This is a genomic window from Salinisphaera japonica YTM-1 (genome assembly GCF_003788585.1).
GTDB classification, from domain to species: domain Bacteria; phylum Pseudomonadota; class Gammaproteobacteria; order Nevskiales; family Salinisphaeraceae; genus Salinisphaera; species Salinisphaera japonica.
Map to the genome: position 1 here is coordinate 23,140 of NZ_AYKG01000001.1, position 25,216 is coordinate 48,355.

24 protein-coding genes are annotated in these 25,216 nt (G+C 63.5%); 14 read left to right on the top strand and 10 right to left on the bottom strand.

Annotated features, from left to right (window positions below):
- The first annotated feature begins 2 nt into the window (after nucleotides 1–2).
- Nucleotides 3–3,134, top strand: a complete 3,132-nt coding sequence (locus SAJA_RS00115; RefSeq protein WP_123656623.1) for an error-prone DNA polymerase — start codon at nucleotides 3–5, stop codon at nucleotides 3,132–3,134.
- Nucleotides 3,135–3,149: 15 nt separating this feature from the next.
- On the opposite strand, the gene SAJA_RS00120 is transcribed toward SAJA_RS00115, so the two are convergent.
- A complete protein-coding gene (locus SAJA_RS00120) occupies nucleotides 3,150–3,980 on the bottom strand; it encodes an aldo/keto reductase (protein WP_123656624.1) in 831 nt (276 codons plus the stop codon).
- Between the two features lie 98 nt (nucleotides 3,981–4,078).
- Between SAJA_RS00120 and SAJA_RS00125 the strand changes: the two genes are divergently transcribed.
- The 4 genes from SAJA_RS00125 to SAJA_RS00140 are packed head-to-tail and all read left to right on the top strand — an operon-like array spanning nucleotide 4,079 to nucleotide 6,518.
- The gene (locus SAJA_RS00125) at nucleotides 4,079–4,396 is read left to right on the top strand and encodes an MGMT family protein (protein WP_123656625.1); all 318 of its coding nucleotides are present in this window, start codon (nucleotides 4,079–4,081) and stop codon (nucleotides 4,394–4,396) included.
- Nucleotides 4,397–4,450: 54 nt separating this feature from the next.
- Nucleotides 4,451–5,008, top strand: coding sequence for a DUF421 domain-containing protein (locus SAJA_RS00130; protein ID WP_123656626.1), 558 nt, complete (start codon nucleotides 4,451–4,453; stop codon nucleotides 5,006–5,008).
- 52 nt (nucleotides 5,009–5,060) lie between these two features.
- Nucleotides 5,061–5,426 carry a putative quinol monooxygenase gene (locus SAJA_RS00135; RefSeq protein ID WP_123656627.1) on the top strand — a complete coding sequence of 122 codons (366 nt, stop codon included), beginning with the start codon at nucleotides 5,061–5,063 and terminating at the stop codon, nucleotides 5,424–5,426.
- A 36-nt stretch (nucleotides 5,427–5,462) separates the two neighbouring features.
- Entirely contained in the window at nucleotides 5,463–6,518 is a 1,056-nt protein-coding gene (locus SAJA_RS00140) for an alpha/beta hydrolase (RefSeq protein ID WP_123656628.1), read from the top strand.
- A gap of 44 nt (nucleotides 6,519–6,562) precedes the next feature.
- On the opposite strand, the gene SAJA_RS00145 is transcribed toward SAJA_RS00140, so the two are convergent.
- Nucleotides 6,563–7,012 (bottom strand): EF-hand domain-containing protein, encoded by a 450-nt coding sequence (locus SAJA_RS00145; protein ID WP_184999674.1) that lies wholly within the window; start codon nucleotides 7,010–7,012, stop codon nucleotides 6,563–6,565.
- Between the two features lie 22 nt (nucleotides 7,013–7,034).
- On the bottom strand, nucleotides 7,035–8,975 hold the full coding sequence (locus SAJA_RS00150) for a metallophosphoesterase family protein (protein WP_123656630.1): 1,941 nt from the start codon (nucleotides 8,973–8,975) through the stop codon (nucleotides 7,035–7,037).
- 144 nt (nucleotides 8,976–9,119) lie between these two features.
- Here SAJA_RS00150 and SAJA_RS00155 point away from each other — a divergent pair, with 144 nt between their 5' ends.
- On the top strand, nucleotides 9,120–10,415 hold the full coding sequence (locus SAJA_RS00155) for an Nramp family divalent metal transporter (RefSeq protein WP_123656631.1): 1,296 nt from the start codon (nucleotides 9,120–9,122) through the stop codon (nucleotides 10,413–10,415).
- Here SAJA_RS00155 and SAJA_RS00160 read toward each other — a convergent pair.
- The gene (locus SAJA_RS00160; RefSeq protein WP_123656632.1) at nucleotides 10,412–11,635 is read right to left on the bottom strand and encodes an MFS transporter; all 1,224 of its coding nucleotides are present in this window, start codon (nucleotides 11,633–11,635) and stop codon (nucleotides 10,412–10,414) included. The genes SAJA_RS00155 and SAJA_RS00160 overlap by 4 nt on opposite strands.
- 136 nt (nucleotides 11,636–11,771) lie before the next feature.
- Here SAJA_RS00160 and typA point away from each other — a divergent pair, with 136 nt between their 5' ends.
- The 5 genes from typA to SAJA_RS00185 all read left to right on the top strand — a co-directional run bounded on the left by typA (nucleotide 11,772) and on the right by SAJA_RS00185 (nucleotide 18,966).
- On the top strand, nucleotides 11,772–13,601 hold the full coding sequence (gene typA / locus SAJA_RS00165; RefSeq protein ID WP_123656633.1) for a translational GTPase TypA: 1,830 nt from the start codon (nucleotides 11,772–11,774) through the stop codon (nucleotides 13,599–13,601).
- A 370-nt stretch (nucleotides 13,602–13,971) separates the two neighbouring features.
- A complete protein-coding gene (locus tag SAJA_RS00170) occupies nucleotides 13,972–15,594 on the top strand; it encodes a GNAT family N-acetyltransferase (protein WP_123656634.1) in 1,623 nt (540 codons plus the stop codon).
- Between the two features lie 2 nt (nucleotides 15,595–15,596).
- Entirely contained in the window at nucleotides 15,597–16,352 is a 756-nt protein-coding gene (locus SAJA_RS00175; protein WP_245963178.1) for an SIR2 family NAD-dependent protein deacylase, read from the top strand.
- Between the two features lie 365 nt (nucleotides 16,353–16,717).
- A complete protein-coding gene (locus SAJA_RS00180) occupies nucleotides 16,718–18,181 on the top strand; it encodes an NfeD family protein (RefSeq protein WP_123656636.1) in 1,464 nt (487 codons plus the stop codon).
- 14 nt (nucleotides 18,182–18,195) lie between these two features.
- Nucleotides 18,196–18,966 (top strand): slipin family protein, encoded by a 771-nt coding sequence (locus SAJA_RS00185; protein ID WP_123656637.1) that lies wholly within the window; start codon nucleotides 18,196–18,198, stop codon nucleotides 18,964–18,966.
- Here the strand turns inward: SAJA_RS00185 and SAJA_RS00190 are convergent.
- Together SAJA_RS00190 and SAJA_RS00195 are read right to left on the bottom strand one after the other, a co-directional pair.
- A complete protein-coding gene (locus tag SAJA_RS00190; protein ID WP_123656638.1) occupies nucleotides 18,963–19,595 on the bottom strand; it encodes a CoA pyrophosphatase in 633 nt (210 codons plus the stop codon). The two genes, SAJA_RS00185 and SAJA_RS00190, sit on opposite strands and share 4 nt — an antisense overlap.
- Nucleotides 19,588–19,926: a type 1 pili tip component gene (locus SAJA_RS00195; protein WP_123656639.1), complete on the bottom strand. Its 339-nt coding sequence runs from the start codon at nucleotides 19,924–19,926 to the stop codon at nucleotides 19,588–19,590. The genes SAJA_RS00190 and SAJA_RS00195 overlap by 8 nt, the downstream gene beginning before the upstream one ends.
- Before the next feature lie 139 nt (nucleotides 19,927–20,065).
- Here SAJA_RS00195 and SAJA_RS00200 point away from each other — a divergent pair, with 139 nt between their 5' ends.
- From SAJA_RS00200 to SAJA_RS00210, 3 genes are all read left to right on the top strand, one after another.
- Nucleotides 20,066–20,326 carry a hypothetical protein gene (locus tag SAJA_RS00200; protein ID WP_123656640.1) on the top strand — a complete coding sequence of 87 codons (261 nt, stop codon included), beginning with the start codon at nucleotides 20,066–20,068 and terminating at the stop codon, nucleotides 20,324–20,326.
- Between the two features lie 90 nt (nucleotides 20,327–20,416).
- Nucleotides 20,417–20,737: an SCP2 sterol-binding domain-containing protein gene (locus tag SAJA_RS00205; RefSeq protein ID WP_123656641.1), complete on the top strand. Its 321-nt coding sequence runs from the start codon at nucleotides 20,417–20,419 to the stop codon at nucleotides 20,735–20,737.
- A gap of 4 nt (nucleotides 20,738–20,741) precedes the next feature.
- A complete protein-coding gene (locus SAJA_RS00210; protein ID WP_184999675.1) occupies nucleotides 20,742–21,488 on the top strand; it encodes a class I SAM-dependent methyltransferase in 747 nt (248 codons plus the stop codon).
- On the opposite strand, the gene SAJA_RS00215 is transcribed toward SAJA_RS00210, so the two are convergent.
- From SAJA_RS00215 to SAJA_RS00230, 4 genes are read right to left on the bottom strand one after another with little or no spacing between them, the layout of a single operon-like run.
- Nucleotides 21,477–22,007 carry a gamma carbonic anhydrase family protein gene (locus SAJA_RS00215; RefSeq protein WP_184999676.1) on the bottom strand — a complete coding sequence of 177 codons (531 nt, stop codon included), beginning with the start codon at nucleotides 22,005–22,007 and terminating at the stop codon, nucleotides 21,477–21,479. The genes SAJA_RS00210 and SAJA_RS00215 overlap by 12 nt on opposite strands.
- 12 nt (nucleotides 22,008–22,019) lie before the next feature.
- Nucleotides 22,020–22,682: a tRNA (adenosine(37)-N6)-threonylcarbamoyltransferase complex dimerization subunit type 1 TsaB gene (tsaB, locus tag SAJA_RS00220; RefSeq protein ID WP_123656643.1), complete on the bottom strand. Its 663-nt coding sequence runs from the start codon at nucleotides 22,680–22,682 to the stop codon at nucleotides 22,020–22,022.
- Nucleotides 22,679–24,607: a DNA repair helicase YoaA gene (gene yoaA, locus SAJA_RS00225; RefSeq protein WP_123656644.1), complete on the bottom strand. Its 1,929-nt coding sequence runs from the start codon at nucleotides 24,605–24,607 to the stop codon at nucleotides 22,679–22,681. Before yoaA ends, tsaB begins: the two co-directional genes overlap by 4 nt.
- Complete coding sequence (locus SAJA_RS00230; RefSeq protein ID WP_123656645.1) at nucleotides 24,604–25,212, bottom strand: tetratricopeptide repeat protein; 609 nt, start codon at nucleotides 25,210–25,212, stop codon at nucleotides 24,604–24,606. Before SAJA_RS00230 ends, yoaA begins: the two co-directional genes overlap by 4 nt.
- Between the last annotated feature and the right edge of the window lie 4 nt (nucleotides 25,213–25,216).

Here is a 25,216-nt window from a genome sequence, read left to right on the forward strand (position 1 = left end):
TCATGGAATATTCTGATCCAATACATGAAGATGATTACGCAGAGCTTTGTTGTGTCAGTAATTTTTCTTTTCATCGCGGTGCCTCTCATCCCGAGGAGCTGATCACCCAAGCGGCCGCACTCGGCTATCGGGCACTGGCATTGACCGACGAATGCAGTCTGGCCGGTGCGGTACGCGCCTGGATGGCCGCCGAAAAACACCACATGAAGCTGATTCTGGGCAGCCGCTTTACGTTGCAAGAAGACGTCACGCTCATCGCGCTCGCACGAAATCGCGAGGGTTATACCCAGCTGTGTCGCTTGATCACGGCGGCCCGCCGGGCCAGCGATAAAGGCGGTTATCGACTGTCGTTGGCCGATCTGGCGGGCCACGATCTGTCGTGTTGTTGGCTGCTGGTGCTGCCGGCCTATGCACAGGCCCCGCCGCCGGCGCTGCATGCGCTGCTGGCCGATCTGGTATGTCGCTACCCGCGATCGGTGCGGCTGGCACTGGCTTTGCATCGCGGCCCGTTGGATGCTCTTCACGTGGAACGCCTGTCAAAGCTGCGTCGTCACTACGGCGTGCCTATTGTGGCCGTGGGTGATGTGCACATGCATTGTCGCTCGCGCCTGGTGCTGCAGAACGTGTTCACGGCACTTCGACGACACACCACGGTGGCGGCGGCCGGCACGGCGCTGGCCCCCAACGGCGAGCGTTATCTGCGCCCGCGTGCCGACCTGGCCTTGCTCTACCCGGCCAAGATGCGTGCGGCGAGTTGTCGGATCGCCGATGACTGCGTATTCGATCTGCGCGAGATCGAATACGACTATCCGGCCGAGCTGGTGCCGGCCGGGCACACATCGGCCTCGCATCTTCGTAAACTGGTTGAAAAAGGCGCTATAAAGCGTTGGTCCAATGGGGTTTTGGCCAAGGTGCGCGAACAGATCGAGAAAGAGCTGGCGCTCATCGATGCCATGGGCTACCCGCATTATTTTCTGACCGTGCACGATATCGTTCGTGAAGCCCGGGCCCGGGGCATTCTGTGTCAGGGCCGCGGTTCGTCGGCCAATTCCGTGGTCTGTTATTGCCTGGGCATCACTGAGGTCGATCCGGGCCGGCACGAGCTGCTGTTCGAGCGCTTCATTTCCGAGTCGCGCAACGAGCCGCCGGATATCGACGTCGATTTCGAGCACTCCCGGCGTGAAGAGATCATCCAGTACATCTATGCCAAGTACGGGCGTGGTCGGGCAGCCCTTGCGGCCACGGTGATCCGGTATCGCCCGCGTAGTGCCATGCGTGATGTGGGCCGGGCGCTGGGCCTGTCGGCCGATCAGATCGATGTCGTCGCCGGTGAGCTTTCACGCCGGGCGGATGACGGCACCATCGCTGAGCAGTTGGCCGAGCGCGGCGTGCGTCTGGATGCGCGCCTGCTGCATCGCATGTTGGGGCTCGTGGACACCTTGATGGGGTTTCCGCGGCATTTATCCCAGCACGTTGGCGGGTTCGTGCTCAGCCAGCGCCCGCTGGAAGAGCTGGTGCCGGTCGAAAACGCGGCCATGCCCGATCGCACGATCATCCAGTGGGACAAGGACGATCTCGAAGCCGTGGGGCTGATGAAGATCGACGTGCTGGCGCTGGGCATGCTCTCTTGTATTCGGCGCTGTTTCGATCTCATCGCCGGGCATACCGGACGCCTGCTCAGCATGGCCGGTATACCGGCCAAGGACAGTGCGACTTACGCCATGATTCAGGCTGCCGACACGATCGGCGTGTTCCAGATCGAATCCCGGGCCCAGATGACCATGCTGCCGCGCCTGAAACCCGCACGGTTTTTCGATCTGGTGGTCGAGGTGGCTATCGTGCGCCCCGGCCCGATTCAGGGCGGCATGGTGCACCCCTATCTCAAGGCGCGTGAAAATCCGGCCCAGGTGAGCTATCCCAGCGAGGCGCTGCGCGGGGTGTTGGCCCGCACGCTCGGCGTGCCGATCTTCCAGGAACAGGTGATGAAGATCGCGATGGTGGCCGCCGATTTCACTGGCGACGAGGCCAACGGCTTGCGTAAATCGATGGCCGCCTGGAAGAAAGACGGCGGCCTGGAGCCCTGGCGCGAGCGGCTAAAATCCGGCATGCGCGCCAACGGCTACGACGAGAGCTTTGCTGATCGCATCTTCGAGCAGATCAAGGGCTTTGGTAGCTACGGTTTCCCCGAGTCGCATGCCGTAAGTTTTGCACTGCTGGTCTATGTCTCGGCCTATCTGAAATGTCATTACCCGGCCGCTTTTGCTGCGGCCCTGCTCAACAGCCAGCCCATGGGTTTCTATGCGCCGGCCCAGATCGTGGCGGATGCCCGGGCCCACGGGGTGGCCGTGCGGGCGGCCGACGTGCGCTATTCTGAGGTTGAGTCACGCCTGGAATCCCGTCCGGGCGAAGCGGCCCATCCTGACAGACGTGCGGCGTTACGGCTGGGGTTAGACCGGGTCAAGGGCCTATCCGAGGCGGCGGCCACGCGGATTGTGGCTGCGCGCCGCGAGCGTGGGTTTGTCGATATTGCTGATCTGGTTACACGCGGCGCTCTGGATAAGCGGGCACGCGATGCGCTGGCCCGGGCCGATGCGCTAGCCGGCCTGGCCGGCGATCGTCATCGGGCCCAATGGCAGATCGCAGCGGCCGCGGTACACAACGATCTGTTTGCCGATATACAACCCGTCGAGGACGATGTCGCCCTGCCAGCCCCGGCCGAGGGCGCAGATATCACCGCCGACTACAACAGCACGGGGCTTACACTCAGACGCCATCCGGTCGCCCTCATGCGCGCCGAGCTTGCGCGTCTTGGCGTGATGTCGGGCGCGGCGTTCAAACGCTTGAATCACGAGGCCACGGCCCACGTGGCCGGTATTGTGACCATGCGCCAACGCCCGGGCAGCGCCAAGGGCGTGACGTTCGTCACGCTCGAGGACGAAACGGCCACGGTCAACGTCATCGTGCGCCGGGACGTGCTGGCACAATTCCGCGTGGCCGTACTGTCGGCGCGCCTGCTACGCGTCGTAGGCGTAATGCAGCGCGCCGGTGCGGTCACGCATTGCCTGGCCCATGAAATCGTTGACGAGACCGCGCGCCTGGGCACACTACAGACACGCTCGCGAGATTTTCATTGATGGCGCTGTGGTCTTTTAATAGATCTGCAACGGCTCCGGCCCGCTGGGCGGGGCGAACAGATCATCGAGTTCAGCCAGGTCCTCGGCGTCCAGCTGCCAATGTGCACTCTCGGCGTTCTCGGCCACCCGCTCGGGCGTTGCCGATTTCGGAATCGGCAGCACGTGATCATGCGCCAGTAACCAGGCCAGACAGACCTGGGCGCTCGTCATGTCGCGCGCGCGGGCAAAACGCGCCAAGGCGTCGTTAGCCAACAACGCCCCGCCGTCGAAGGGTGAATAGGCCATCGTCACGCGTTGGTTTTCGGCCATCCAGTCCAATAGATCCCACTCGATGCCGCGCTGATCCAGGTTATAGAGCACTTGATTGACTTGCATGGCACGCCCGCCGGCCGCCGTGAAGGCCCGGCAATCAGCGGTATCGAGATTGCTCACGCCGTATTGACGGATCTTGCCCTGGGCCATGAGGCGCTCGAATGCTGCAATGGTCTGTTCAAACGGCGTGGCGCCCGGCCAATGCAATAGATACAGATCGATCCAGTCGGTGCCCAGACGTTTCAGGCTGGCCTCGCAGGCTGCGATTGTGGCCTCGAACCCGGCGTTGGACGGCAAGACCTTGCTCACCAGATAGACTTCATCGCGGCGCCCGGCGATCGCCTCGCCCACAAGCGACTCGGCCCGGCCCTGGCCATACATTTCGGCCGTGTCGATAAGCGTCATACCGCGATCGATCCCCTCACGCAGGGCTGCGATCTCCTGATCCTTGTGCGCGGGTGCATCGCCCATATGCCACGTGCCCTGGCCTACACAAGCCACTTCGTCGCCGCCGGGCATTCGAATATGCTTCATGAAACTCTCGATACCACAAACTACAAAGACATGAGTCTGATGATCTCCGCCGTTGCTGACAACGCGATGCGCCACCTCTTCGCACCGGCTGATTGGCTATGAGTGGGGAGCGTTTTGCTGAACGCGTGCATGCGCTGGTTGCTCGTATTCCCTCGGGGAACGTGGCCACCTACGGGGACCTGGCTGCCTATGCCGGCCGCCCGCGGGCCGCGCGGCAAGCCGGCTATGCCATGCATCGTTGCCCGCCCGGCCTGCCCTGGCATCGAGTGATCAATGCCCAGGGCCGGCTCTCCGTGGCGGCGGGCAGCACGGCCTGGCTGACCCAGCGCCGCCGGCTGGAAGAAGAAGGTGTGGTGTTCATGGGCGGGCGTATCGAACTGGCGCGCTATCGATGGGCCGGCCCGAACGAGGATTGATCGCTGGCGCACGGCTTAGGGCATGATGAGGGCTTCTTTCTCGCGAGCGCTTTGATGATCGATATCTCCTGGCTGACGGCCAACCCCAGCAACCTCGTCGACATGCTCGTATCCGCACTGGGTATCTATATCGCGCTGCTGGTGTGTACGAGACTGGCCGGGCTGCGCAGTTTTTCCAAGATGTCGAGCTTCGATTTCGCGATCACCGTGGCCTTCGGCTCGATCATGGCCTCGACGCTGCTGGCCAAAAGCCCGGCCCTGATTACCGGTGTGGCGGGACTGGTAACGCTGTTTCTCGTCCAGAGCGCGACTGCGTTCGCCCGGCGCAAGAGTTATCGCATTGAGCGGCTTGTAGGCAATGAGCCGATGGTTCTGATGGCCGGCCCTGAACTGCTGGCCGAAAATCTCAACAGCGCGCGGGTCACCGTCGACGATATCCGGGGCAAGCTGCGCCAGGCGGGGGTGACGCATCGTGACCAGGTGCGTGCGGTGATCATGGAAAGCACCGGCGATATCTCGGTGCTGACCAAGGACTCGCCGATGGAGGCCTGGCTGCTCGATCACGTTCGTGACGGCGACAAGGTATTGGCGGCCGAGCGTAAAAACGACTGAGCCCGGTTGTCTGCGGTAGGATCAAGTTTCTGTTTTATTCAGGATTACCGACATGGACGCACCCACCGATAGCGGCGTCTCGTTCGCGCCTTATTTCGATATTCCATCTGCCAACCGTGCGGCTTTCGAGGCGCTGGTCGAAGAGTTCGTGGCCACCACGCGCCAGGAAGCGGGTTGTCTGTATTACGGCTTCTGTTTCAAGGGCGATCAGGCGATGTGTCGCGAAGGCTATGCCAACGCGGATGCGTTTCTGGCCCATCTGGATAACGTCGGCACGCTGTTCGCCAAGGCCCAGGAGATTGCGACGGTCACCCGCATGGAGATGCACGGCCCGGCCGCCGAACTCGACAAACTACGTCAGCCGCTGGCCGATCTCGACATCGATTATTTCATTCTGGAAACGGGCTTTCGCGCATAACCACGGCCCGCGCGTCATATAAGGGGGAGCAAGACGATGAGTGGATTTCAACAACGCCTGGAAAGCCTGGGGGCCCGGGCACTGCTTGGCCTGCCGGAAAGCCTGCTGCGCCCGCTGGCCGGCCCGCCGATCGAAAAAGACGGTCAGACGCTGGATCTTCAGTGTCAGATGCTGCTCAAGATCATGAAAACCCGCGGCGTGGCCCTGGGCGGTGGCGAAGTGGACACCGCGCGTCGCGTCATGACCGAACAATCCGGCACGCTGGGCCCGCGAGTGCCGGCCGATATCGAGGTGCGAGAGCTATCGCTGGCCGGCGATGGCCTGCCGGCTATCGGTGCCCGCTTCTATCGGCCGGATGATGCCAACCGGCACCTGCCGGCCATCGTGTTCCTGCACGGCGGCGGTTTCGTGGTCGGCGATCTGGAATCCCACGACGCCGTGTGTCGTGCGCTGGCTCATCATGCCTGTTGTGGCGTGGTGGCCGTTGATTATCGTCTGGCCCCGGAGTCCCCCGCGCCGGCCGCCTCTCAGGATGCCGTGGCTGCATTCCGCACCGTCGTCGACCAGGCCGAAGCCCTCGGCCTGGATGCCGATCGCCTGGCGGTGGCGGGCGACAGCGCCGGCGGTAATCTGGCCGCCGTCGTCGCCCAGCAGACCAAGAACGACGTGCATGCGCCCTGCTATCAGGCGCTGTTCTATCCGGTCGTCGATTTCGAGGTCGACCATCCGTCGAAGGATATGTTCGCCGAAGGTTATTTCCTCGAAAAAGCCTCCATGAACTGGTTCGAGGGCCATTATGTGCCCGCCGGCGTGGACAAGAAGGATCCGGCCATCTCGCCGCTCTACGGTGATCTGGCCGGCGTGGCGCCGGCGTTGATACAGACCGGCGGCTTCGATCCGCTGCGCGATGAGGGCGAGGCCTATGCCAAAGCGCTGCAAGACGCCGGCGTTGCGGTCACGATGGAACGTGAGCCGGGCTTGATTCATGGCTATCTGAATCTCGCCGGCGGTGTCCGCCAGGCCGACAAGGCCTTGCAACAGGCGGCTTCGTATATCCGCACGGCGCTGCACGCCGAAAAACCGACCGAGTGAACCGAGCGCGCCGATGCGCTCACACGCATCGGCGCCCTAGCGGCTTAACCGCCGAGCTCTGCCTGTGCTTCGTCGACTTCCTGAAAACTCTTGCGCAGTTCCTGCTGCGAGATCTTACCGTCGTGGTTGGCATCCAGGCGGTCGAAATACGGCGAGACCGCATCCCGGTATTCCGGGGGCGTGATGCTGGCATCGCCGTCCCGGTCGATCTGGTCGAACCAACGGCTCACCACCTGCTTGCGACGGGCGATATCGGCCTGGCTGGCGTCTTCGGGCGCACCGGGTTGGCCGGCATCGAATTCGTCGCGGCTGAGCTTGCCGTTGCCGTTATCGTCCAGGCGCTCGAACGAGGCGTTCTGGGCATCCATCGCCTCTTGCCGGCTGATCGCACCGTCGCCGTTTTCATCGGCACTGGTCAGCGGAGCAGCCCATACGCTCGCGCTGTAACAGGCGCCAAGCAGCACGAGCGCGCGTGCTACGTGTTTTGAGGACATACCATCTCCTGTCGGTTGGAAATCATGTTTCGACGTCGTCGGTGCGCTCAAAGCGTACGTCATGTCCGTCGGCGCCGATCTGAACGATCGTTGTCGGCCGGCCACGGGCATCGAAGTTCACATAGCCCATGCCGGATTGGTTGAGTAGACGACCGGTGTCGCCGCGACCCATCGGCCGGCGCGGCGAGACCCGCAGGCGTCGCCGCTTGGTGAATACGTTCAGCGGCGAATACGGCGCGTACAGCCAGCGATTGAGTCGATCGAACCAGGCCAGAAGCGTGGCCGGGAATTCGTTTTTCACCCCGGACGACACGATCTGCCAGATCCGCTGACGCGTGGGCATATGACGCAGCACCACGTCATAGACAAACGAGTAATGCACGTCACCCGACAGAATAGTGAAGTTTTCCGGCGTGCGCCGATGCGACAGGATCTGCAGCATCGCCACGGCCGCGCCGCGATGGGCCATCCAGTTTTCAGCGTCCACCATCAAGGGCTTGCCGAAGAACGTGAAGATCTTCTGGATGTTCTCGATCAGTTTGACGCCGAACACCGGGGCCGCCGAGACGATGATCGCGCTCTCGCGCCCGGTCAGCACGTTCTGCATATCGATCAGTGTTTCCCAGTCCATCAGCCCCGATGGCCGGTGGGTCTTTTGCGTACGTCGCCAGCGGTGCATGCGGGTATCCAGAACGACCACGGCGGGTTCAGTGTCCAGCGTAAAGTGCCACTGATCGAATGCCAGCAACGCATCGATCGCCTGATCCTGTGTTGTCGCATCGGGGTTATAGCAATACGCCTGCAGGGGCTGGCCGAGCGTTTCGGCGAATCGAGCCGGTGTGTTCATCCATCCCTGGCACAGCGTATAGCCGATCAATGCGTTGCCGATGATGCGCCGGGAAAACGGATGCCCGTAGGCGGCATCCTCCCAGTCGCCGGTCAGATTCCAGTCGTCGGTAATGTCATGATCGTCGAAGATCATCGCGGTGGGCACGTTGGCCAACAGCCGTCGTGCCGGGCCCAGTTCGGCCACGAACGCGTCAATCAGAGGGGCTTCGGCCGCCCAGCGCTCGGCCTGTTCATCATCCAGCGGCGGGCGGGTATAAGTGATGTGTCGCCAGGGCACGTCCGACCAGGTCAGCAGATACATGGCGATCACTTCGGCCAACGTGATCAGGTGATTGCCCGAGGAGGCCGAGGTGAAAACCGGCTTGTCGGTACCGCCGAAGAACCGCTCGCGTAGCGCGTGGTTGTCTTTTTCATGGGGCAACAGGGCGTCGCGTCGGCCATAGGTGTCGTCGCTGGCATAGAGCGCGGCACTATCGGGCACGGTGGCCCCTTCAAGCGTTTCCCCATAGAGGCCGTAGTGCGCGATCGCGGCGTGGATAGCACGTAACAGTGGCGTGGCCACGTCGTCGGCATAAATCTGGTCGCCGGTCAGCAAGAGCAGATCCGGCCAGTCGGCGCTCGTGTCGCGCCGCGCGGCCGCCCAGGCATCGGCGGCTGCCATGCCGTCCCGCGAGGCGTGGTGCGGACGACGACAAGAGCCGTGCAACACATGGGCCAGGCGCGAGCGAATGATGAAACACGGCCGCGCCTCACCCGGATAGGCCAGCCCCGGCTCGGCCGCCACCAGCGACCGATGCTCGGCGCCGACCCGCAGGTCATAGCCGATCGGCGTGTCCAGGGGCAGATCGGCGATTCCGGCCGCGGCCAGATCGATATCGATCATCTGGATGATCGCCCGGTCGCCCACGGGAAAACTCTGGCGAAACGCCATCGTGTCCAGACGGGCCGACACGGGCGCGTTCGAGGCGCCGGCCTTGTCGTCGGTATACAAACACAGCTCGATCGCGACATCGGCCTCGGTGACCAGCCATAGACCGATCCGCGTCGGCGATACGCGACGCAGGATCGGCCCCGCGATCACGCCGTGCGTCTTTTGATGGGGTTTATCGTTCATTACGCCCGATTATAACGATCGTTGACCGCGTCATACGTGACGCACACCTTGCAAGATGACACGCGGCGCGCTTAATCTAAGCCTCGGCTAACATTTGTTGTCGATGGTTATTTTGCGTTTATTTCTTTTCCAAGCGGTTGCCTCATGAGCGATGCCTCTTCCAACTCGGATTTTCTGCCCGGCGAGAACGCAACACAGCGCGCCGCCGCGGCGGCTCTGGATGGCCGACAGAAAGGATTGAAGCGTTTCTTGCCGTTTCTGGGGCCGGCGTTCATCGCCGCCGTGGCCTATATCGATCCGGGCAACTTCGCGACCAATATCCAGGCCGGGTCGACCTATGGCTATACATTGCTCTGGGTGGTGCTGGTCTCCAACATCATGGCCGTGCTCATCCAGTCCATGTCAGCCAAGCTGGGTATCGCCACGGGCAAGAACCTGCCGGAAGTCTCGCGTGAGCGTTTTGCAAAGCCGGTGACCATCGGGCTTTGGCTACAGGCCGAGTTCATCGCGATCGCCACCGACCTGGCCGAGTTCATCGGCGGTGCGCTGGGCTTGTATCTGTTGTTCGGCATTCCGCTGTTTCCCGCCGCTGTGATCACGGGCATTGCCTCGTTCGTATTGCTGGAACTGCAGCGCCGCGGCTTTCGTTGGCTGGAAGCCGGTATCGGCGTACTGGTGGGGGTGGTCGTGGTCTCGTTCGCTTACGAGGTCTATATCGCCGATCCAGATGGCAGCCAGCTGCTCCACGGGCTGTTCGTGCCCACGCTGGACGGCGCCGACAGCCTGCTGCTGGCCGCCGGTATCCTAGGGGCCACCGTCATGCCCCACGTGATCTATCTGCATTCGGCGCTCATGCAGCGGCGCGTGGTCGGGCGTAATGAGGCCGAGCGTCGCAAGATCTTTCATTTCGAAATGGCCGATATTCTCATCGCCATGACCATCGCCGGCGTGATCAACGGTGCCATGCTGGTGATGGCCGCTGGCCTGTTCTTCGATTCCACCGCGGTGATCTCGACGCTCGAGGGCGCCTTCGCCCATTTGAACACCGAGGCGGGCTCGCTGGCCGCGATTCTCTTCGGTGTGGGGCTTCTGGCCAGCGGTTTTTCAAGCTCGTCGGTGGGCACCATGAGCGGCCAGATCATCATGTCGGGCTATATCGACCGCCAGATTCCGCTTGTCCTGCGGCGGCTGATCACCATGGCCCCGGCGCTCGGCGTGCTGGCGCTGGGCGTGGATCCCACCACCGCCCTGGTCATGAGCCAGGTCGTGCTGTCCTTCGGTATTCCGTTCGCGCTGATCCCGCTGCTGATCTTCTGCTCCGACCCGACGTTGATGGGGTCGTTGGTCAACCGGCGGATCACCACCTGGCTGGCCTGGGCGGTTGCGACATTGATCATCGCCCTCAACGTGTTCCTGCTCACCCGGATCCTGTTCGGCTAACCGGCATCGACACGGCGCTGCCACCCGGCCAGGCGAAGGGTGGCGGCCAGTGCGGCCACCAACACCACGGCGACCATCGCCGTAACCCCGGCCCAGGCCGAATGCGCCCAGAACAGGCCGCCCAGTGCCCCGATCAGGCTGGAACCCAGGTAGTAGCCCAGCAGATAGAGCCCGGCGGCATGGCCCTTGCCGTGCTCGGCCAGCAGGCCGACCCAGCCGCTGGCCGTGGAGTGCCCGGCAAAGAAGCCGATCGTCAAAAGCCCGATGCCAATGACCACGGCCATGATCGAATCCGGCCACATCACGGCGAGCCCCACGCCCATCAACAGCACGCCGGCCAGCAACACCGGCGGCCGGCCCGCGCGATCGGCCACCCGCCCGGCCATGGCCGAGGTGAACACGCCGAATATATAGATCGTGAACACGGCCCCGATCGCGCCCTGGCCGAGTGAAAACGGCGGCTCGGCCAACCGATAGGCAATATAGTTATAGACCGAAACAAACGCGCCCATGAAGGTGAAGCCACAGAAAAACACCCATGGCAGCGCGCGGTGGCGCACATGCGCGGCCACCGGCCCGGCGTGTTCGCGAATCGACAGCCCTTTTTGAGCGATGAAATTGCGCGAGTTGGGCAACAGCACAATGAATACCACCGCGGCGACAAGTCCGATCGCCCCCAGGGTCGCCATGGCAACCCGCCAACCGGCGATATCGGCGACGAAACCGGCGATCACGCGCCCACCCATGCCCCCGATGGCCGTGCCCGCGATATACAGCCCCGTGGCGGTGCCCAGATCGGCGGGCTTGATCTCTTCGGAGAGATACGCGATGGCCAGTGCCGGCACGCCGCCCAGGGCGAAACCCTCCAGCGCACGGGCCACCAGCAGGCTGTTCCAGCCCGGTGCGGCGGCCGCCACCAGCGACAGCAGCGCCGAGGCAATCAACGAGCCCATCATGATCTTCTTGCGATCGATGGCACCGGACATCAGGCCGGCCGCGAACAGCGTGAAGGCCAGCACCCCGGTCGTCACCGAAAGCGACAGGCTGGACACCGCCGCCGATACACCGAAGGCATCCGAGAACAGCGGCATGAGCGGCTGTACCGAATACATCGACGAGAACGTCGCGAACCCGGCGGCAAACAGCGCAAGATTGGCTTTTTTATACTCGCCGGAGCCACGTTCGAGATAACGCGGGCCCCGGGAAGACACATCGCTCATGATGGCGCGGCCTTTGGCAGACAGGGGTTGCGCGCGCAATCATAAAACGCGTTTGCACGATTTACGACTTTCGGCTAGCCGCGGGCGTCGCAATGCCTGATAATGCCGCGTTTTCGCAAACGCCTCGGCCCATTACATGATCGAAAATCTTCGCAATATCGCGATCATCGCCCACGTTGACCACGGCAAGACGACGCTTGTCGACTGTCTGCTACGCCAGTCGGGCACTTTTGACGCGCGCGACGACGTGGCCGACCGGATCATGGATTCGAACGATCTGGAAAAAGAGCGTGGCATCACGATCACCTCGAAGAACACCGCCATCGAATGGCGTGATCCGGACGAGGACAAGGTCTATCACATCAACATCGTGGATACGCCCGGTCACGCCGATTTCGGTGGTGAGGTGGAGCGCGTGCTGTCGATGGTGGACTCGGTGCTGCTGCTGGTCGATGCGGTCGACGGGCCGATGCCGCAGACGCGTTTCGTGACCGAAAAAGCCTTCGAGCTGGGTTTGAAGCCCATCGTGGTCATCAACAAGATCGACCGTGACGGCGCGCGCCCCGACTGGGTATTGAACGAAACCTTCGATCTGTTTGATTCCCTGGGCGCCAGCGACGAGCAGCTGGATTTCCCGGTGGTCTATGCCTCGGCGCTCGGCGGCTATGCCGGCATGGATGAAAGCGTGCGCGAGGGCGACATGTTGCCCCTGTTCCGCACCATCACCGAGCGTGTCGCCCCGCCGCCGGTGAACCTGGAAGGCGCTTTCCAGATGCAGATCACCACGTTGGACTACAACTCCTTCGTTGGCCAGATCGGCATCGGCCGTATCGCCCGCGGCACGGTCAAGCCCGGCATGCAGATCAGCATCGTCGACCGCGAGGGCGACAAACGAAACGCCAAGATCGCCGGCGTGTTCGGGTTTCTGGGCTTGAACCGCGTCGAGGTCGAGTCGGCCCAGGCCGGTGATATCGTGGCCCTGACGGGCATGAACGATCTGGACATCTCCGATACGCTTTGCGACCCGGCCCAGCCGGAAGGCCTGCCCCGCCTGACGGTCGACGAGCCGACCATGAGCATGACGTTCGAGGTCAACAAGTCGCCCATGGCCGGCAAGGAAGGCGATTACCTGACCTCGCGCCAGATCCGTGAGCGTCTGAACCGCGAGCTGAAGTCCAACGTGGCGCTGCGCGTGGAAGCCGGCGGCGACGCCGACAAGTTCAAGGTGTCCGGGCGTGGCCTGCTGCATCTGTCGGTACTGCTGGAAACCATGCGCCGTGAAGGCTACGAGCTGTCGGTTTCGCGCCCGGAAGTCGTGACCCGTGAGGTCGACGGCGAGCTTCAGGAGCCCTACGAACTGCTGATGTGCGATATCCAGGACGACGACCAGGGCTCGGTGATCGACAACCTGCAACAGCGTCGTGGCCAGCTGCAGAACATGGTGCCGGACGGCAAGGGCCGTACGCGGCTCGAGTTCGTGATCCCCTCGCGTGGCCTGATCGGCTTCCAGACCGAGTTCATGAGCCTGACCTCGGGCACGGGCATCGTCACCCACGTGTTCGATCACTACGGCAAGATTGGCGGCACCGATATCGGCCAGCGCCAGAAAGGCGTGCTGATCGCCAACGCCAACGGCAAGGCCGTGGGCTTTGCGATCTTCAACCTGCAGGATCGCGGCAAGATGATGATCGCGCCCAACGACGAGATCTACGAAGGCATGGTCGTGGGTATCCACTCGCGCGAGAACGATCTGACCGTCAACGTACAGAAAGCCAAGCAGCTGACCAACGTGCGCGCGGCCGGCACCGACGAGAACATCCAGCTCGTCCCGCCGATCCGCATGACGCTGGAACAGGCGCTGGAATTCATCAACGACGACGAACTGGTCGAAGTCACGCCCGGCACCATCCGCGTGCGCAAGCGCTATCTGACCGAAACCGATCGCAAGCGCGCGTCCAAGGGCTGATTGAAGCTGACCTAGGAACAATCCGCCGATGTACGCCGATGGCCGCTGATGAAAACGAGTGATCGTGTTCGTCGGCGGCCATTACATCGGCTGGATTTATGGGCTGTATGCCCTCGTTCGTTTGGAAGTGTCCGCGAATAAACGCAAATAAGCGCGAATGAATACAGACAGTCATCCATCAGGTGACATAGCTCGAAAATCGGGGAAGTGTCTGGTTTTCAGCCCGCGCGTTGTCTGCTTGTATTTTTAATCGGCGCACATCGGTGTTCATCGCCGGATTGTTCTTCCTTATTCGCGTGTATTTGCGTTCATTTGCGGACTGGTAAAAGACCCATCTCCGGTTCCGCTAGCCCCATAGCAAGGTGTTTTCATGGCGCCACAGAACTCTCGTTCTCGTTTGATCGTTCGTACAGCCAAGCTGTCGGATATTCCGGCCATCAACCGCGTCGTGCAGCGCACGTATCCGAAGATGGACGATTACTCGTTCGACGAGCTGCGCGGCCAGATCAACAACTTTCCCGACGGCCAGCTGGTGGCGGTCTATGAAGACGAGGTCGTGGGGTATTGCGCGACGATCTGTCTGCCCGAGGAACAGGTCATGGGCCAGCACAGCTGGGCCCAGATTTCGGGTAACGGCTATGGCTCGACCCACGATATCGACGGCGACTATCTCTATGGCTATGAGATCTGCGTGGATCCGGACGCCCGCGGCCTGCGCATCGGGCGCCGGCTGTATCGCGAGCGCGAGGCTCTGGCGGTCAAGCTCGGGCTGAAAGGCATTGTCTTCGTCGGCCGTATTCCCGGCCTGCGCCGGCGCTACAAGCAGTTCGGCTCGGCCCAGGCCTATGTCGAAGCCGTGGCCGACAAGTCGATTCGCGATCGTGTTCTGTCGTTCCAGCTCTCCCAGGGTTATGAGCTGCTGGGCGTGATGAAAGGGTATCTACCCGATGATCGCGACTCGATGGGTTACGGCGCGCATCTGATCTGGCGCAACCCGGAATACAAGTATCGCGAAGATGTGGTCGGCGATTCCCACGTGCATCTGCAACGCCGCAATACCGTGCGTATCGCCACGGTGCAATACATGCAACGGGCGGTGGACTCTTTCGACGAGTTTGCCCAGATCGTGACTTACTTCGTGCGCGAAACCGCCGACGCCAAGTCTGATTTCGTGGTCTTTCCCGAGCTGTTCACGGTGCAGCTGCTCTCGATCAAGAACGAAGAGCTGCGACACCGCGCGGCGATCTGGCGCCTGGCGGATTTCACCGACGATTTCCGTGAGCTGATGGCGGATCTGGCCGTACGCTTCAATATCAACATCATCGCCGGCTCCACGCCGACGGTGGTGGGCGAAGAGCTGCAGAACATCGCCTATGTCTATCTGCGCGATGGCTCGGAGCACCTGCAGCCCAAGATTCACCCCACCCCGGGCGAGCGCCACTACTGGAACATCGAGGGCGGCTCTTCGCTCAACGCCATCGAGACCGACTGCGGCCCGATCGGCGTGCTGGTCTGCTATGACAGCGAGTTTCCCGAGCTTTCGCGGCATCTGGCGGATCAGGGCATCAATATCCTGTTCGTGCCGTTTTCCACCGAGGACCGGGCCGGCTACCTGCGCGTGCGTTATTCAGCCCATGCGCGCGCGGTGGAAAACCAGATCTACGTGGCCACCTCGGGCAACACGGGCAACCTGCCGCGCGTGCACGCCATGGATCTGCACTACGCACAGTCGGGGATCTTCACGCCCTGTGATTTCGCCTTCGCGCGTGACGGCATCGCCGCGGACACCACGGCCAACGCCGAGCAGGTAGCCATTGCCGATGTTCGGCTGGATACCTTGCATGAGGCACGCACCTCGGGCAGCGTGCAGAACATGCTCGATCGACGTCATGATCTGTATCGCGTGCAATGGAAGCCGCGCCGTCCCAAGAGCACGGGCGCCAGCACGACCGGCGCCAAGCCGGGTGGCGCCCGCTCCACGACCAAGTCCTAGACGTGTCCGACGACGACGACTACAACCTGGCGCTTGACCAGGCCGGCGAGGCCTTGTCGTGCGCGGGCCGCGTCGTCGTCTTGAGCGGCGCCGGCATATCGGCCGAATCCGGTGTGCCGACGTTTCGCGAGGCACAGACCGGGTTGTGGGCGCGTTTCTCCCCCGCTGACCTGGCCTCGCCCGAAGCGTTTGCCAAGGATCCCGAGCGCATCTGGGCCTGGTATCACTGGCGGCGCACGCTCATCGCCCGCGGCGGGCCCAACGCCGGACATCACGCGTTGGCGCAGCTTGCTGAAATAAAATCGCTTCAGACCATCACTCAGAACGTCGACGGTCTGCACCAGGCCGCCGGCAGCCGGCGCGTGGCCGAGCTGCACGGCAATATCTGGCGCGAGCGCTGCAGTGAATGCGACCACGCCCGGCTCGTGCCGATGGCCGAGGCCCAGGGCGATGCACCGGTGCGGTGTCGTGACTGCGGGGCGATGATGCGCCCTGCCATCGTCTGGTTCGGCGAAATGCTGCCCCAGACGGCCCTGGTCGCGGCCGATGCAGCCCTGGCCGAGGCCGATTGCGTGATCGTTGTGGGCACCTCGAATCAGGTTTACCCGGCGGCCGCTCTGGTGGATACGGCCGTGGCGGGCGCGACCCCGGTCATCGAGATCAATCCGCAAGAAACACCGGTGTCCCAGCATGTCGATCATCGGCTGGCGGCCTCGGCCAGTCGTGCCCTGCCCGATCTGGTGGCCCGGCTGAGCTAGGGGCTGTTGCCGTTTCGTACGAGTCCGCGCCAAGCGCTGTTTTACGGCAAGACGAGGCGTAGCACGCGCCGCGCAGTCATTCTGCGCCAGTGGGCTAGAACGCTGTATTGCCGACGTGTCGTAAATTCTAGGGCGCTTGTCCCGAAGGGTTGGGCCCAAAATCTGGCCATGCCGCTGGCTCACCTTGATCGGGGCACAGCCAGAGCCGCGGCTCGCGCCTTGCCTGGCCAGATTTTGGGCGCCAACGCGGCGCTCGTACGAAACGGCAACAGCCCCTAGTCCGGGCGCCCACAAGCGCCTATGCTCGAGGACATGCAACGGTCATGTCTGTTCTCCACGATTGAGTGCCCGGCGCGGATTTGTGCATGGCTGCATCCGCGGCGGCCTCGGCTGCGTTGTTTCTAGGTATGCACGCCGTTATCTCATACCGGCTTCGATACGCGCTTGTGCTGTGTATCGCAGCACTTTGCGCCATCGCCACGGCGTCGCTGGCACAAGAGGATGGCGCGCGCAGCACGGTGCCCGAGATCGCCCTCGATGGTTCGGTCGGCCCGGCCACGGCCGATTTCGTGATCGATGAGATCGAGGCGGCCAACGCGCGCCATGCCCCGTTCGTGATCTTGCGTATCGATACGCCCGGTGGCCTGTCGTCGTCCATGCGCGAGATCGTGCAGTCGATTCTGGCGTCATCCATCCCGGTCATCGGCTATGTTGCCCCGGAAGGCGCGCGTGCCGCGAGTGCGGGCACTTATATCCTGTTGGCCACCCACGTTGCCGCCATGGCGCCGGCAACCACCCTGGGAGCAGCGACGCCGATCAATATCGGCGGCGCCAGCGCCGAGCCCGCCGATAACAACAGCGATGACGGCCCTGACACGACCCAGGACGGCGACACGGCCATATCTCAAACGAGCGAGCCGGATCTCGGTAACGCCGAAACCAAGCGCCGCAAGCAGGTCAACGATGCGGTGGCTTATATCCGCAGCCTGGCCGAGCGGCGCGGGCGCAACGCCGATTGGGCCGCCTCGGCGGTACGCTCGGCGGCCACGCTGGGTGCAGACGAAGCCCGTGAGAAAAACGTCGTCGATCTTGTCGCGGCCAGCCAGCGCGATCTTCTGGCCGCCCTGGATGGCCGCACGGTTGCCACGGCCAGCGGTGAGGTAACGCTTGCAACGGCCGACACCCGCGTACGCCCGATCACCCCGGACTGGCGCACGCGCGTGCTCTCGGTCGTCACGGATCCGACGGTGGCTTATCTGTTGTTCATGATCGGGCTGGTGGGGCTGGCCGCCGAGGCCTTGAACCCGGGGGCGGCGATTCCGGGCGTGGTCGGCGCCATCAGCCTCATCACGGCATTCTATGCCTTCAACATGATGCCGGTGGATCTGACCGGGGCCGCCCTGATCGCGCTGGGCGTATTGCTGGTCGTGGCCGAGGCGTTTGTACCAAGTTTCGGCGCACTGGGCCTGGGCGGGGTCGCGGCCCTGCTGTTCGGCTCGTTGATGCTCACCGACACGCCGGGCTATGACGTGTCACTGACGGTGATCATCACCATCGCGCTGGCCGCTGTGCTCATTCTGGCCACGATCGTCTGGCAGTTCCGGCGCGCCCGTCATACGCGGATAGAGACCGGGCACGAAGGGCTTGTGGGCCGCCACTGCACGGCACGCCACGATTTCGAACACCAGGGCCGCGTCTGGCTGCACGGTGAGTCCTGGCGTGCCGAGACCGATACCCCGGTCATTGAAAATCAGAGCCTTGTCGTCACCCGCGTAACCGGGCTGACGGTGCACGTGCGTGCGTTGGACACGCTCGAAACTTCTCGCTGATGCCGGAGCCTTTCATGGTGCTCAATATTGTCATTGCCGTCGTGGTGTTGTTGGTGATCTTCGTCTTCGCCTCGATCAAGATCCTGCCGGAGTACGAGCGCGGGGTGATGTTCACGCTGGGCCGTAACACCGGCACGAAAGGGCCGGGGCTGTTCATCGTCATCCCCTTCATTCAGAAGATGCTCAAGATCGATATGCGCGTGACGGTCATGGACGTGCCGACACAGGACGTCATCTCGCGCGATAACGTCTCGGTTCAGGTCAATGCCGTGGTCTATTTCCGGGTCATCGAGGCACAGAAAGCGATCGTCGAGGTCGAAAACTACTATGCCGCGGTCAGCCAGCTGTCGCAGACCACCCTGCGCAGCGTGCTGGGCCAACACGAGCTGGACGACATGCTGGCCGCACGCGACAAGCTCAACGCTGATATCGAGGAGATTCTCGATCGCCAGACCGATGCCTGGGGCATCAAGGTGGCCAACGTCGAGATCAAGCAGGTCGAGCTGGACGAGTCGATGACCCGGGCGATCGCCCGTCAGGCCGAGGCCGAACGCTCGCGGCGCGCCAAGATCATCAACGCCGAAGGTGAGTTGCAGGCTGCAGAAAACCTGCGCGAGGCGGCCAAGCAACTCTCGCAGGAACCCCAGGCCATGCAGCTGCGGTATCTACAGACCCTGCTGGACATGGGCTCCAACGAAAACGCCACCATCGTCTTCCCGCTGCCGATGGATCTGATCGAGCCCTTGTTGAAAGCCACCAAGCGGGCCAACGGCGACGCCGATTAGCCGATTTCCGCTTCTGTGGCGATCGTGAACGAGCGGGCCTCGAGTGCGGCGCTGGCGCGTGCCAGCGTGACCAGCATCGAGGCTGTCGCCCCCCAGACATGATGCCCGGCGTGATCGATACTATAGATTCGATACGTCTGGCCATTCCGCTCGATACGCTGAAACCGATAGGCCGGACCGTAGAGCGCCCGGGCCAATGGCAACTCGATGAGCTGGCTGGCCTCGACGCCGTCGGCGGCGATGACGGCCTCAGCGGCCACACGGGCCACGACGGGCCGGATCGAAAACCCGGTTACCGTCGTATAGTCCGGCAACTCGCCCAGAATATCGATTGCCTGTCTGGCCAGCCCGATCTCCTCGAACGCCTCACGACAGGCGGCGTCCTGCGGCGAGGCGTCGAAGGCCTCGATACGCCCACCGGGAAAACTGATCTGACCCGGATGATGACGCAGTGCGGTACTGCGCTGCGTCAGGATGATCGTCGGCTCGGGCGTATCGCGTATCCCGATCAAAACCGCGGCGTGCTTGAGCATGGCGGCCGGCGCGCCCCGACGGGCATCGCGCTCGGCAAGATCGCCGACGTGGCTGTGGTCACAGGCCGCTGCCAGACGGGCCGGCCAGTCACGCATCCGGCGTATCGTTTTTCATCGCGTCGACGTTCTGTCGTGTCAGCGCCTGAAAGCGTGGCGTCAGGCCGGCATCGGCATACATCGGATCGCCGTGCTCATCGTAGCCACTGATCTGATCGCTGGGCTGGTAGGCAAACGATTGGTTGAGCTCATCCAGGGCCGAGGCCAGCAGATCGGTGATCACGCGCTCGGCCGACAGGCCGGGAAACATCTGGGTCAACGCCTCAATCTTGGCCGCGTCGTAGAGCGGCAGGCGGATTTCATAGGCATTGGGCGCGCGCTGCTCGCCGGCGCTCGATTGCCACTGGGATACCAGTTCCTTGATTTTCATGGCTTTGTTGGGCGTTCATGTGATCGGCACGAGCTTACGATAAACCATCCAGCCGGCCCAGACACGCGCATGGCACAGGCGTTGACCGGTCCGGGGCACGCTGCTAGCTTCTGCCACCCGATACCCCGAAAGGCTCGTTATGGCAAAGACACAAAAGACCTGGAGTCTCAAGGAAATCGACCAGGCCCGCGGTGACAACAAGGGGACCGCGTTCCTGGCGTTCAAGCAGCTCAAGGACAGCTTCGACGAGGGGCGTGACTTCCACTACCTGAGTGCGGCCGAAGACGGCGCCGAAATCGAGAAGCTACGCAGCGCCGATCGTATCTATGCCACAACGGTCAACGCGATCCTGCTGACGGAAAACGGATATTCGGCCGTCGTGGATTATCTGGACGGCTGATACCGCAGGCGCTGCTGGAAAAGATGGCCGGCATCTTGCACTATTACGCGTTCGTTAACGGCCTGCCCCATCCTCGATGAACGACCCGCGATGAACGATGCGCACGATCTGCTGACCCGCCTGCCGCTGTGTTTCATGCCCGAGGTGGCCGGTGACCTGTCGATGACGGCCCAGTACATGACCCGTCAGCCGGTCTATATCGTGATCGAGGACGGCCATTGCCAGGCACATGAAGGCCTGGCCGATGCCCCGGACGTGACGTTACGTATCCGAGACGATCATCTAATCAAGCTGATGACCGGGCGCATGCGCGGCATAACGGCTTTTTTGACCGGCAAGATCAAGGTCGAGGGCAACTATATATTGGCCCAGCGTCTACAACAGGTCTTCGATCCCAAGCGGATCACCTGAGCCCGTGACGGCTGTTACCTGGTGGATTGCCGAAACGACGGCCGTGGGCGATGACGAAGCATTGGCTCGTGACCACCAGATCGCCGTGCGGCGAACCCCGCCGTCCACCGGGTTGTATCTGGCACGCGACCAGGGCCGGCTCGGCCTTCACCGCGCCGACGGGCCTCGCACCTACCCGCTGATCTGTGACCTGGCCGCTGTGGCCGCCGAGCGCGCTCCCGGCGCTCGCCAGTCGCCGCTGGCCAAGGCCTGTGGCTTGACGCGCCCAACGGCCATGCATGTGTGTGATGCCACCGCCGGCCTCGGCCGCGACAGCGTGATGCTGGCCTGGCTGGGGGCGAGCGTCACGCCGCTGGAACGCCATCCGGTCATCTATCTACTGCTGCATGACGCCTGGCAGCGCCTACATGCAGGCTCGTCTTATCCCGAGTGGGTCGATCGGCTTGGCGCCCCGCAATCGGTGGACGCGGGCCAGTGGCTGGCCGGCCGGCCGGTGGCGCCGATCGATACGATCTATATGGATCCGATGTTCGCCGCGGCACGGCGCAAGGCACAACCGCAGAAGGCCCTGGCCTGGCTGGGCGAACTGGCCGGCCCGGATATGGATGCCGACGACTTGTTGGCCGCGGCACGTCAAACCGCGGCCAAGCGCGTGGTCGTCAAACAACATGCGCGCGGTACCCCCCTGGCGCCGCCCAGCCACCAGGTCAAGGCCAAGGCGGTGCGCTTTGATGTTTATCTAATCGGCTAACGCTTCTAGCCCACGGGCAAAGCGCCGCCCGTTTTCGACGTAGTGACGTGCCGAGCGCGTAAGGCCGGCGATTTCCTCGTCGGTAAGCTCGCGCTTGACGCGGCCGGGCGCGCCGATGACCAGGCTGTTATCGGGAATGATCTTGCCCTCGGGAATCAACGCGCCGGCGCCGATCAGACAGTTCTTGCCGATGGTCGCGCCGTTGAGAACGACGGCCTGAATACCGATCAGGCTGTTGGCATCGATCGTACAGCCGTGCAGCATCGCCTGGTGGCCAACCGTGACCCCCGGCCCGATATCCAGCGGATAGCCGGGGTCGGTATGCAACACCGCGCTTTCCTGAATATTGCTCTCATCACCGACGCTGATGCGTTCCTGATCGCCCCGCAGCACGGCGTTGAACCAGATGCTGGCCGCGCGGCCAAGACGAACACGCCCGATGACCTGGGCCGAATCGGCCACGAAATAATCCTCCGGGGCCACGAGCTCCGGGGCAACCTCATCCAATCGATACAACACGGCGATACCTCGTTAACGCATGGCGGCGGGCTTGCGCGCGACATCATCCCGAACATACACCGGCACGGCCTGATCGGGCGATACCGCCTCGCCGCGGGCTGCTGCCGCCGCCGCCAGGTGGGCGACATTACGTGCGTGCGGATAGATCAGTTCAGAATCGATCGTGATATCCAGCAACGCCCAGCCGTTGCCGGCACGTATGACGTCGCCGGCAGGCTCGACGGCCAGATCCTGGGGAGCAATGACGCGCTCGGGCGTCTCCGGGGCATCCAGCGCGTCGCGTGCAAACGTTGCGGTGTAAATTTCGCCCATGCGTGCGTCCTGCACGATCTGGGCACGTGCGGCGTCCGGCTGGCCGGCAAAGGCACGCGCGGCCAGCGCGGCCAGCGTGGATACCGGCACGACCGGGCGCGACGCGCCGATCGCCAGACCCTGTACCAGTCCGGCCGCGATACGCAGCCCGGTGAACGCGCCCGGGCCACGGGCAAAGGCCAGCGCCTGGAGATCGGTCAACCACAGGCCGTGTCGATCCAGCAACGTCTGGGCAAGCGGCAACAGTTTGTTGGCATGTTCGCGCGGGGCGATCTCGAAACAGGCATCGTCGATGGCTCGCTGTCGATCATAGAGCGCGACCGACAAGGCTTCGGTGGAAGCATCAAAGGCCAGTATCGTCATGACGAGTTCGCCAGTGCGTCGGGTGCCAGTTGGGCCACGAACTCACAGGCGATGGCGCGTTTTCGGGTCAGCGCCATCGGCGGCAGGCTGGCCCGTACCAGGCCGCCATAGCGGGCCGTGAACAGCCGTGGGTCACAGATCGCCAGCACGCCGCGATCCTCGGCATCGCGTATCAACCGGCCCACGCCCTGTTTCAGCGTGATCACGGCCTGGGGGAGCTGATAATCCATGAACGGGTTGTCGCCGGCCGCCTTCATCGCCGAGAACCGCGCGGCCAGCACCGGATCGGCCGGCGAGGCGAACGGCAGCTTGTCGATGATGACCAGGCGCAACCCCCGCCCGCGTACATCCACGCCTTCCCAGAAACTGCTGGTGGCCACCAGTACCGCGTTCTCGTCGGCCCGGAAATCCGCCAGCAGCGATGCCCGGCTGGCCTGGCCCTGCACCAGCGGCGAAAAACCGGCATCGACCAGTGCCTGGCCATAGCTGCGCACGGCCCGGTAACTGGTACACAACACGAACGCCCCGCCGTCGGCGGCGTTGACGAGCGCCACGATTTCGTTGACCACGGCCGCATCGAAATCCGGCGAGGCCGGTGCCGGCATGCCCTGAGGCCCGTAGAGCAGCGCGTTGTCTTCGTAGGCGAACGGACTCGGCAGAATACGCTCTTCGGCCTCGTAGACGCCCAGGCGGTTACAGAAGTACGACAACGAATCCTTGACCGAGAGCGTTGCCGAGGTGAAAACCCAGGCGCCGGGCATGGTGTTCATCGCCCGTGCAAACGGCGAGGCCACATCCAGCGGGGTGCTGTGCCAGATCCAGCCCGAACCGCGTATTTCCAGCCAGCTGACACGTTCGCCGTCGTTGTCGACGGTCACGGTGTCCAGCTGGGTGGCGAGCTCGTCGGCCCGCTTGGCCAGGTTCTGCATGCCCTCGCTGCGCGAGGCCACGGCATCGAAGCCCTGTGTGACCGCGGCCAGCGCCTGGATGAGCGTATCCCGCGCGGCAATGCGCTCAGGCGTGGCCAGTTCCTGCCAGCTCTGGGTCTGGGCGCCGCCGGCCAGACTATCCGTCCAGGCGCGGTCGGCCTGCGACAGATCATCGATCTGGGCACGCCGGTCGGGCATATCACCCCCCAGCGCATCGAGCTCGGCGCGCGCATCGCGCACCAGATCGCGTAGCTGGCGAGAAGAGATCGCCTGGCCGAAGAAACGCCCGGCAATGTCAGGCAGCTTGTGTGCCTCGTCGAGAATGATGGCATCAGCCCCGGGCAGCACTTCGCCAAAACCGGACTCGCGTAGTGTGAGATCTGCGAACAGCAGATAGTGGTTGGCAATGACCAGATCGGCGGCCTGGGCCTCGCGTCGGGCGTGCAGTACCCAGCATTTGTCGTACAGCGGGCACTCGGTGCCCAGGCAGTTATCCGTGGTCGAGGTGATACGCGGCCAGATCGGATCACCGTCGCTGGGATCGCCGAACTCGCCGATATCCCCGGTCTGGGTGGTCTTGGCCCACTCGCGTACCGCACGAATGCGCGGCGCGGAATACATGTCCATCGCGCCTTCGGCGACTTCGAGACGGTGCAGGCACAGATAATTGGCCCGGCCCTTGAGCACGGTCACATGAAACCCGCGCCCGAGAATGGTCTGAGCCAGGGGCACATCCTTGTCGGCCAGCTGTGATTGCAGATAGCGCGTGGCCGTGGAGACGATCGTCTTGCGGCGTGATGCCAGTGCGGGCAATAGATAGGCCAGTGTCTTGCCGGTGCCGGTGCCCGCCTCAACGACGAGACGCGCCCCGTCGTCGATGGTGCGCGCCACGGCTGCGGCCATATCGGCCTGGCCCGGACGCGGTCGATAGCCCGGCAGGGCCTCGGCCAGCGCGGTATCGTCAGTGAACAGTGCAGCCCCGTCGGCTGCCGTCATTGCGAATACTGGGCGGTCGAGCGCTCGTAGTTCACGGCCTTGCTGCTGGCCGCACTGGCGCCTTTGGCATCGCCGGCGGTCTTGCGGGCCTCGGCGATGAGTTTCCAGTTGTCGGCTTCAACGAACGGGTTGTCACCGGCCACGCTGTTGGATTTTTGGGCCAGCTGCTCGGCCTGCCCTGCCTGGCCCTGGGCCAGGCGAACCGCGGCAAGACGCTGATAGATGAACGCGTTGCGCGGCTCGAGATCCAGCGCGCGTTCCAGCGTGGCCGCGGCATCGTCCATATGTCCGCTGCCGGCCAGCGTATCCGCACGGCCCATCAGCGACATGACCGCCGGGCTGGAGACCGCCTCGGCGTGTTGTGGCGGCGCCTCCTTCGGCGGTGTGTCGGGCTGCCGGCTCTGGTTCTGGCGCGACGGGCTCGGACCGCCCCGATCTGCCGGCACCTGCGGCGGCGCCTGGCGCTGCGAGGGCGGCAAGGGCTGGGTCTGGCCCTGTTGCGGGGACGGCTGGCCCGGCGGCGTACGCGGCATGGTGTCCGGTGGCGCGCTGGCACAGCCAGCCATGACAAGCCCTAAAGCAGCGACGATTGATACGCGTTTCATGACG

Bases quoted from the DNA above. Each gene is read 5' to 3' on its own strand.
- SAJA_RS00115 (WP_123656623.1), top strand. From the start codon at position 3: ATGGAATATTCTGATCCAATACATGAAGATGATTACGCAGAGCTTTGT.
- SAJA_RS00120 (WP_123656624.1), bottom strand. From the start codon at position 3,980: ATGAAGCATATTCGAATGCCCGGCGGCGACGAAGTGGCTTGTGTAGGC.
- SAJA_RS00125 (WP_123656625.1), top strand. From the start codon at position 4,079: ATGAGTGGGGAGCGTTTTGCTGAACGCGTGCATGCGCTGGTTGCTCGT.
- SAJA_RS00130 (WP_123656626.1), top strand. From the start codon at position 4,451: ATGATCGATATCTCCTGGCTGACGGCCAACCCCAGCAACCTCGTCGAC.
- SAJA_RS00135 (WP_123656627.1), top strand. From the start codon at position 5,061: ATGGACGCACCCACCGATAGCGGCGTCTCGTTCGCGCCTTATTTCGAT.
- SAJA_RS00140 (WP_123656628.1), top strand. From the start codon at position 5,463: ATGAGTGGATTTCAACAACGCCTGGAAAGCCTGGGGGCCCGGGCACTG.
- SAJA_RS00145 (WP_184999674.1), bottom strand. From the start codon at position 7,012: ATGTCCTCAAAACACGTAGCACGCGCGCTCGTGCTGCTTGGCGCCTGT.
- SAJA_RS00150 (WP_123656630.1), bottom strand. From the start codon at position 8,975: ATGAACGATAAACCCCATCAAAAGACGCACGGCGTGATCGCGGGGCCG.
- SAJA_RS00155 (WP_123656631.1), top strand. From the start codon at position 9,120: ATGAGCGATGCCTCTTCCAACTCGGATTTTCTGCCCGGCGAGAACGCA.
- SAJA_RS00160 (WP_123656632.1), bottom strand. From the start codon at position 11,635: ATGAGCGATGTGTCTTCCCGGGGCCCGCGTTATCTCGAACGTGGCTCC.
- typA (WP_123656633.1), top strand. From the start codon at position 11,772: ATGATCGAAAATCTTCGCAATATCGCGATCATCGCCCACGTTGACCAC.
- SAJA_RS00170 (WP_123656634.1), top strand. From the start codon at position 13,972: ATGGCGCCACAGAACTCTCGTTCTCGTTTGATCGTTCGTACAGCCAAG.
- SAJA_RS00180 (WP_123656636.1), top strand. From the start codon at position 16,718: ATGGCTGCATCCGCGGCGGCCTCGGCTGCGTTGTTTCTAGGTATGCAC.
- SAJA_RS00185 (WP_123656637.1), top strand. From the start codon at position 18,196: ATGGTGCTCAATATTGTCATTGCCGTCGTGGTGTTGTTGGTGATCTTC.
- SAJA_RS00190 (WP_123656638.1), bottom strand. From the start codon at position 19,595: ATGCGTGACTGGCCGGCCCGTCTGGCAGCGGCCTGTGACCACAGCCAC.
- SAJA_RS00195 (WP_123656639.1), bottom strand. From the start codon at position 19,926: ATGAAAATCAAGGAACTGGTATCCCAGTGGCAATCGAGCGCCGGCGAG.
- SAJA_RS00200 (WP_123656640.1), top strand. From the start codon at position 20,066: ATGGCAAAGACACAAAAGACCTGGAGTCTCAAGGAAATCGACCAGGCC.
- SAJA_RS00205 (WP_123656641.1), top strand. From the start codon at position 20,417: ATGAACGATGCGCACGATCTGCTGACCCGCCTGCCGCTGTGTTTCATG.
- tsaB (WP_123656643.1), bottom strand. From the start codon at position 22,682: ATGACGATACTGGCCTTTGATGCTTCCACCGAAGCCTTGTCGGTCGCG.
- yoaA (WP_123656644.1), bottom strand. From the start codon at position 24,607: ATGACGGCAGCCGACGGGGCTGCACTGTTCACTGACGATACCGCGCTG.
- SAJA_RS00230 (WP_123656645.1), bottom strand. From the start codon at position 25,212: ATGAAACGCGTATCAATCGTCGCTGCTTTAGGGCTTGTCATGGCTGGC.